We start from the raw sequence: 7766 nt of genomic DNA, 5'->3' as shown, positions 1-7766 counted from the left end.
GGGGGCGCGGGGTGGGGGTGGCGGCTGGGGGGGGCGGGGGGCGGGGGCGCGCCCCCGCCCCCCCCCCCCCCGCCGGGTAGTCGCTGATTAAGCGTTGGTGCCGGTCACGGTCGTGCCGGTCTTGGTGACGATGTACTCGATCGTCCCCCCGCCCCAGAAGTGGAACGTGAGGGTGACGGGCTCGTCGTCCCTGACCTCGTTGAAGAAGTCAGGGGTGAGGCTGATCGTGCCGGCGTCGTAGTCGGGCCGGTAGGTCGCCCAGAGTTCCTTGAAGGCGGTCCACGTGTGGGGTCCGGCGTTGGTGCCGTCGGCGTACTTGGCCTCCATCGTGGCGATCTGGTCGCCGTTGAACTCGGTCGGAATCGCGAAGCACGAGGAGTTGCAGGCCCACCACTGGGACCAAGGTGCGCCGTCCAGGGTCCCGGTGAGGTCGGAGATCTGCGCCGTGTCGTAGCTGATGATGTGGATCTGCCACGGCAGGCCGTCCGAGAAGCGGGCTTCGATGGTCGCGTTGGTGCCGTAGGCGCGGTCGCCCGCGAGACGGGTGAGCGCGGCGGCGGTCAGGGTGACCGTGTCACCGGAGACGGTGTAGTCAGTGCCCTCGGTAAGTGCGGTGTCCCCCTGCCACAGACCTTCGAAGTCAAGTCCGTTGCGATTGAGGGTGAGCGACTCGTCCGCGATGGTCCCGGCCTTCTCGAGGTAGATCGAGTCGAACGAGGCGGTGCCCGAAAGCGTCGTAAAACCTGAGTCCATGTACGCCTTCAGGAGCGGGTCGCGCCATTCCAGGGTGTGGCGGTTGAGGTACGAGCCGGCGTCCCACAGCATCAAGGTCAGCTGCTCTTCGACGGCCTGGTGCGTGGTGGCCTGGAAGAACTTCAGCAACTCGCCGTACTGCGGCGAGTTGGGCACGGTGCCGCGGGTGTAGTCGTAGCCGAGGACACCCCACTCCCCGACGATGACCGGCACGCCGTTGTCGACGAAGGTGTCATTGGTGCGCTGGAAGGTGTTCTCGAGGTCCTGCCGGGTCTCCTCGTCGTAGGTGGTGACCCCGGCGACGTTGACGCCGAAGGGATAGAACCCGTAGAAGTGGACGGTCGCGGCGATCATGTCGTCGTCGAGCTCGTCGATGGTGGCCTTGAGCGCGTCCAGGTGCGGCTGCTCGGAGTTGGTGACCCAGGTCGGCAGCACCAGGAGCCGGTCGGCGTTCTTCCCGCCGGTGGCGCGGACGGTCTCGTAGAAGTTGACGTTGAGCGTGGCGGTGTGGGCGTCCTGGTTGGCCGTGTCAGTGGGGAACTGCGGTTCGTTGATGCTCTCGAACGACAGCTCGGACGGGTAGTCCTTGAACCGCTCGGCGATCTGGGTCCACATCGAGTTGAACTTCGCCAGCACGTTCTCGCGGTCGTCCGGCAGCTCCTTGGTGAACATCTGGTCGTGGATGTTGACCAGCACCTGGAGGTCGTTCGCGATCGCCCAGTCGACGACCTGCGCGACACGCTCCATGCGCTCGGTGGAGATCGTGTAGTCCGGTCCCGGGCCAGTGTGCTCGTAATCCCAGGCCACCGGGAGGCGGATCGAGTTGTACCCCTCGGCCTTGATGGTCTGGAGGAGCTCCTCGGTGATCAGCGGGTTGCCCCAGGCGGTCTCACCGCCGGTACCGCCGAAGGCGTCGAGGCTGTTGCCGACGTTCCAGCCCGGCTGCATGGCCGCGACCTGCTCCATCGCCGTGACCGCATGGTCCGGCGGGCCGGGCGGCTCGCTCTTCGCTTGGGCGCCGACGACGCCGAGCAGGCCCGCGGTCAGGGCGGTGACCGCGGCGACGGCGATCATTCCGAAGCGCATTCGTCTTCTATGGACAGTGGCTGAACTCTTCACGGATCTCCTCGTGGGAAGGTGGATACCGTGAGGGCGCGGCGCTTGCCGCCGGAGGGGGGGTCGATCTCCTTGTGCGCGATCAGACTAAGTTTGGGCACCAAACTTTGTCAAGCGTTCGAGCAGCACTCTTCATGCCGACGAGGCAGGGCGATCCGGGCCGCGAGGGATCTGGCCCCTGGTCGAGGACTTCTCCCGGCACTCCCGTTCGTTTTATCGTGGGCCCAAACTATTGACGCCGTATCGAGACATCCCTATAGTTCTAATCATCCAATGTTTCGGAAGAACGCTCTTGTGCGTTTCGGTACAAGCTTGGACTTGTGAACGATAACAGAGGGTTCTGCAAGCCCATAGAAGGGACATTCATGCGACGAACACTGCGAAACCGAATGCTGGGAGGGCTGGCCGCGCTCGCCGTGGCCACGACCCTGGCATCGAGTGCGCTCATCGCCGGCGCGCAGACCACCGGCGGGGGAACCGGCGGCGGCGGCGCCGACGAGGCCGGGGCGCAGGCCCTGCCGACCTCCTACCAGTGGGAGTCGACCGGGCCCCTCATCGGCCCCAAACCGGATGCGACGCACAACGTCGTCTCGGCCAAGGACCCGACGGTGGTCCGCTACAACAACGAGTGGCTCGTCTACAACACCGTGGCGAACACCCCCGAGGGCCACTGGAGCCTGGCCTTCACCCACTTCTCCGACTGGTCCCAGGCCGCGGACGCGCCCGTGACCTACCTGGACACCAACCCGAGCATCGGCTCCCGGTACGCCGCGGCTCCCCAGCTGTTCCACTTCGCTCCGGACGACGAGTGGTACCTCGTCTACCAGACCGGGCCGCCCACCTACTCCACCAGCAAGAACCCCGCCGACCCGATGAGCTGGTCGGCGCCGAAGAACTTCATCGACGAAACGCCTCCCATCGTCGAGGAGAACAGCGGCGGGTGGCTGGACTTCTGGAACATCTGCGACGACAGCATGTGCTACCTGTTCGCCGCCGACGACGACGGGCGCGTGTACCGCTCCGAGACCACGATCGGCGAGTTCCCCAACGGCTTCGGCAACACCCAGATCGTCCTGCAGGACACGCGCGACCTCCTCTTCGAGGGCGGCGCGGTCTACAAGATCGACAACACCAACCAGTACCTGCTCATCTGGGAGGCGATGGGCTCCAACGGCCGCTACTACCGCTCGTACCTCGCCGACGGCCTCACCGGGCAGTGGCGGCTGCAGGCCGGCGACCAGAGCGCCCCCTTCGCCGGGATCGCGAACGTGACGTTCCCCGACGGCCAGTGGACGGCCGACATCAGCCACGGCGAGCTCATCCGGCAAGGCAACGACCAGACCATGCAGATCGACACCGGCAACCTCCAGTTCCTCTACCAGGGCCGCGACCCGAGCACTGACGGCATGGAGTACTCCCAGCTGCCGTACCGCCTCGGTCTCCTGACCCTCAAAGGAGGCGCCTCGTGCTGACCGCTGCCAGCTGCCCTCCGACCCTCAAGGGAGGCGCCTGGTGCTGACCCCCCGCGAATCCCTCATTCCCCGTTCCCGAATCCGCAAGGAGCACCCGATGACTTCGGCCGCACCCGATCTCTCGATCCTGTCCCGCTGGACCCGAGCCCTGGCCGCGCTCGCGGCGGCGATCGTGCTCGCGACCGCCGGACTCGTCGCCTTCCAAGCCGGCCGCGCCGACGCGCAGCCGCCGAGCACGAGCGAGTGGTACACGATCGTCTCCCGCCACTCCGGCCTCGCCTTCGACATCCAGGGCGTCTCGACCGCGACCGGCGCGGTCCTCACCCAGTACACCAACTGGGCGAACCCCAACCAGCAGTTCCGCTTCATCGACAGCGGCAACGGCTACTACCGCATCCAGGCCCGCCACTCCGGGCTGGTGCTCGACGTCTGGAACCACAGCACCGCCGACGGCGGCACCATCGCCCAGTACACCGACACCGGCGACACCAACCAGCAGTGGAAGGTCACCGCGAACGGGGAGGGCTACTACTCGATCGTCAGCCGCTTCTCCGGCAAGGCCCTCGACGTCCGCGACTGGTCGACCACCGCGGGCTCGCCGATCGTGCAGCACACCGTGACCGGCTACGCGAACCAGCAGTGGCAGCTCACCCCCGTCGGCTCCACGTGCGGCGCCGACACCGTCCTCGCCGACATCCGCCAGGGTTCCAACGCCTGATTCCCCATGGGGCGGCCGGTGCTTCCGAGCGATACCGCACCTGCCGCCCCACCCCAAACCCCATGCTCCGAGGGCTCTCCTAATTCAGGCTCCACCTCTTTAAGGAAATCCATGCAGCGCAGAACCGTCCTGAGCCTGGCCGCCGCCGCGGGCGCGGCAGCCATCATCGGTCCCGCGACGCCCGCATCGGCGCGGACCGCGCCGACCCAGACATACGCGCTCGGCGTCCGCGAGTTCACCTGGAACCGCGCCGGCCGCACCCTCGTCACGCGGATCTTCTACCCCGCGGCCTCCGGCACCCCCGGCGACTGGCCCACCACCGACGCGCCGATAGCGGACGGGCAGTTCCCCGTCGTGGAGTGGAGCCACGGCCTCGACGGCAGCCCCGAGAGCTACGGCGCCCAGATCCAACCCCTGGCCGCTGCCGGGTTCATCGTCCCGGCACCGGTGTTCCCGACCACGACCACAGGTGCGGAAGGGAACGTCGGCGACGTCTACAACGGCAACCAGTCCAAGGACGTCTCCGAGGTCCTCACGCAGACACTCGCCCTCGGCGAACCCGGCTCGTGCGATGCCTTCGCCGGGCACATGGACACGACCCTCGGCGTCGGCGTCGCAGGGCATTCCCTGGGCGGCATGACCACCCACGGCCTGCTCACCGCCTGGCCCGACTCCCGCATCACCGCCGCGATTCCTTACTCCTGCATCGACATGGGCACCCCGGCCGTCGCGGCCAAGGTCCTGTTCGTGCACGGCGACCAGGACACGCTCACCCACTACGACCTCGCCCGCCAGGCCTATGCGGAACTGCCCGCCCCCAAGTCGTTCATGACCCACACCGGGCAGGGCCACCACGAGTTCATCTGGAACGGCCCCACCTACCCCCAGACCATCGCCACCAGCCTCGACTGGATGCGCTGGAGCCTCTACGGCGACACGGCCGCTCGCGACCGCCTCTCCTCGGACGCTTCCGGCGGCGGCATCGTCTGGGAAGCCGACCTCGACTAACGAAAGGAGCCACCATGTCCTGGCTCGAATTCCCCCAGAGCCGCAGGCGGATGCTCATCGGCGGAGCCGGCGTGCTCGCCGGCGCCACCGCTGCGGCCGCCCTCAACCCGTTCACCCAGGCCGAGGCCCAGCAGTCGACCTACGCGAACCCCGTCATCTGGCAGGACTTCGCGGACGTCGAGATCATCCGCGTCGGCGCGGACTTCTACATGACCGCGTCCACGATGCACTACTCACCCGGAGCGCCCGTCCTGCACTCGCGGGACCTCGTCAACTGGGAGTTCATCGGCCACTCCGTGCCCAGGCTCGACTTCTCCGACTGGTACGACCTGAACGGGGGCCACCGCTACATCGTCGGCATCTGGGCTTCCACGCTCACCCACCGCCCCCGCGAGAACCGCTTCTACTGGCTCGGCCAGATCGACTTCCACCGCTCGTTCATGTACACCGCCACCAACCCCGCCGGACCCTGGACCCGCCACGCAGAGTTCCCCCGCTCCTACTACGACGCAGGGCTTCTCGTCGACACCGACGACACCATGTACGTCGCCTACGGCAACACCGAGCTCTACGTCGCCCAGCTCTCGGCCGACGGCAAGAACGAAGTCCGCAACGAGCACGTCTTCTCCAGCCCGTCGGACATCGGCGGCATGGAGGGCGCCCGGTTCTACAAGATCAACGGCAGCTACTACATGTTCCTCACCAAGCCCCCCAACGGCCAGTACATCCTCAAATCCTCCTCGCCTTGGGGCCCTTACGAAATCCGAGAGGTCCTGCTCGACATGCCCGGACCGATCCCCGGCGGCGGCATCCCCCACCAAGGCGGCCTCGTCTCGACTCCGAACGGCGACTGGTACTACATGGGATTCGTCGACGCCTACCCCGGCGGCCGCGTGCCCGCCCTCGCCCCGATCACCTGGACCGCGGACGGCTGGCCGCAGGTCCAGACGATGAACGGCGCCTGGGGACAGACGTACCCGTTCCCGGACCTCCCCCCGCATTCCGTGCCGTCCATGATCGGCACTGACGAGTTCACCGCCGCGACGCTCGCCGCGAAGTGGGAATGGAACCACAACCCCGACGACACGAAGTGGAGCACCGGGAACGGCCTCAGGCTCCAGACCGCCACGGTCACGGACGACCTCTACCGGGCTCGCAACACGCTCACCCACCGCATCCAAGGCCCTTCTTCCACAGCCACGGTTGAACTCGACCCGGCCCAGATGGCGGACGGCGACCGCGCGGGTCTGGCGGTGCTCCGCGACTCCTCAGCCTGGATCGGCCTGCGCCGCGAGAACGGCGTCACCCGCATCTCCATGACCGACGGCCACAACATGGACTCGGGCTTCAACACCGTCGGTACCGGCACCGAACGCGCGAGCGCCGAACTGTGCGGGTCCACCGTCTGGCTGCGCGTCACCGCCGACATCCGACCAGGCGCCGAACGCCAGGCGCACTTCTCATACAGCGACGACGGATCGAACTTCATCCCGCTCGGGACCGCCCACACCCTCGGCACCAGCCCGGCATTCTTCATGGGCCCCCGGTTCGCGGTCTTCAACCACGCCACCCAAGCCCTCGGCGGAGTCGTCACCGTCAAACGCTTCACGGTCACCGCGTAAGAGTCGCAACACGCAATCCGCAAGGAACTTGAACAAGCCTTGTCCTCGACGTGGCCGCCCTTACTTGAGCAGCCTGCGATCTGTTGTCACCACTGGGAGCAATAGGCGCGAGATGCTTTGTTTGCAAGGAAATATGGACCTTCATCATGAATGTCCCTAATAGATCAGGCCGCGCGCGCGGCCAGAGAGGTTCCCCATGAGGACATCCACGCCACACCGGAAGCGGATGGCAGCGCTCGCGCTGGCATTCGCCTTCGCGGCGGCCGCGCTGAGCCCGGTCGCCGATCCGTCGCCCTCCCCGGTACAGGCCGACAACCCGATCATCCAGACCGTCTACACCGCCGACCCCGCGCCGCTGGTCCACAACGGACGTGTCTACCTCTACACCGGGCACGACGAGGACGGCTCGACCTCGTTCGTCATGAAGGACTGGCGGGTCTGGTCCTCCGACGACATGGTCAACTGGACCGACCACGGCTCACCGCTCAGCCTCGACACGTTCAGTTGGGCGGGCGCGAACGCCTGGGCGGGCCAGGCCATCGAGCGCGACGGCAAGTTCTACTGGTACGTCCCCGTCAGCGAACGGGCCACCGGCCAGTTCGCGATCGGCGTGGCCGTCGCCGACAGTCCCACCGGGCCGTTCCGGGACGCCCTCGGACACCCGCTCGTCGTGAACGGTGAGATCGACCCCACGGTCTTCATCGACACCGACGGGCAGGCCTATCTCTACTGGGGCAACCCGAACCTCTGGTACGTGAAGCTCAACGCCGACATGATCTCCTACTCGGGCTCCGTGACCCAGGTCCCCCTCACCACGGAGGGCTTCGGCACCCGCCCCGGAAGCACGGAACGGCCGACCCTCTACGAGGAAGGGCCGTGGGTCTACAAGCGGGGTTCGCTGTACTACAACGTGTACGCGGCGCAGTGCTGCCAGGAGTTCATCGCCTACTCGACGGCCCCGAGCCCGACCGGGCCCTGGACCTACCGGGGGACGGTCATGCCGGCGCAGGGCGGCAGCTTCACCAACCACCCCGGGGTGATCGACTTCAAGGGGAACTCGTACTTCTTCTACCACAA

The 7766-nt window shown here is 67.1% G+C and carries 6 protein-coding genes; 5 read left to right on the top strand and 1 reads right to left on the bottom strand.

Annotated features, from left to right (window positions below; all coding sequences use genetic code 11):
* Positions 1 to 87: 87 nt before the first annotated feature.
* Complete coding sequence (locus O1R50_RS25935; RefSeq protein WP_270113163.1) at positions 88 to 1839, bottom strand: cellulase family glycosylhydrolase; 1752 nt, start codon at positions 1837 to 1839, stop codon at positions 88 to 90.
* Positions 1840 to 2234: 395 nt separating this feature from the next.
* Between O1R50_RS25935 and O1R50_RS25930 the strand changes: the two genes are divergently transcribed.
* The 5 genes from O1R50_RS25930 to O1R50_RS25910 all read left to right on the top strand — a co-directional run.
* Positions 2235 to 3341, top strand: a complete 1107-nt coding sequence (locus O1R50_RS25930) for a non-reducing end alpha-L-arabinofuranosidase family hydrolase (RefSeq protein WP_270113162.1) — start codon at positions 2235 to 2237, stop codon at positions 3339 to 3341.
* 97 nt (positions 3342 to 3438) lie between these two features.
* On the top strand, positions 3439 to 4059 hold the full coding sequence (locus O1R50_RS25925; protein WP_270113161.1) for an RICIN domain-containing protein: 621 nt from the start codon (positions 3439 to 3441) through the stop codon (positions 4057 to 4059).
* Positions 4060 to 4170: 111 nt separating this feature from the next.
* Complete coding sequence (locus tag O1R50_RS25920) at positions 4171 to 5067, top strand: alpha/beta hydrolase family protein (protein ID WP_270113160.1); 897 nt, start codon at positions 4171 to 4173, stop codon at positions 5065 to 5067.
* Positions 5068 to 5081: 14 nt separating this feature from the next.
* Complete coding sequence (locus tag O1R50_RS25915; RefSeq protein WP_270113159.1) at positions 5082 to 6689, top strand: glycoside hydrolase family 43 protein; 1608 nt, start codon at positions 5082 to 5084, stop codon at positions 6687 to 6689.
* Positions 6690 to 6915: 226 nt separating this feature from the next.
* Positions 6916 to 7766, top strand: an 851-nt coding sequence (locus O1R50_RS25910; protein WP_270113158.1) for a glycoside hydrolase family 43 protein, incomplete at its 3' end; no start/stop codon positions are given.

The organism is Glycomyces luteolus (assembly GCF_027622875.1).
Lineage (GTDB): Bacteria > Actinomycetota > Actinomycetes > Mycobacteriales > Micromonosporaceae > Glycomyces > Glycomyces luteolus.
This window is presented reverse-complemented; position numbering and strand designations above follow the sequence as displayed.

Coding starts and splice junctions, on each gene's coding strand:
- O1R50_RS25920 (WP_270113160.1), top strand. CDS start 4,171: ATGCAGCGCAGAACCGTCCTGAGCCTGGCCGCCGCCGCGGGCGCGGCA.
- O1R50_RS25915 (WP_270113159.1), top strand. CDS start 5,082: ATGTCCTGGCTCGAATTCCCCCAGAGCCGCAGGCGGATGCTCATCGGC.
- O1R50_RS25925 (WP_270113161.1), top strand. CDS start 3,439: ATGACTTCGGCCGCACCCGATCTCTCGATCCTGTCCCGCTGGACCCGA.
- O1R50_RS25935 (WP_270113163.1), bottom strand. CDS start 1,839: ATGCGCTTCGGAATGATCGCCGTCGCCGCGGTCACCGCCCTGACCGCG.
- O1R50_RS25930 (WP_270113162.1), top strand. CDS start 2,235: ATGCGACGAACACTGCGAAACCGAATGCTGGGAGGGCTGGCCGCGCTC.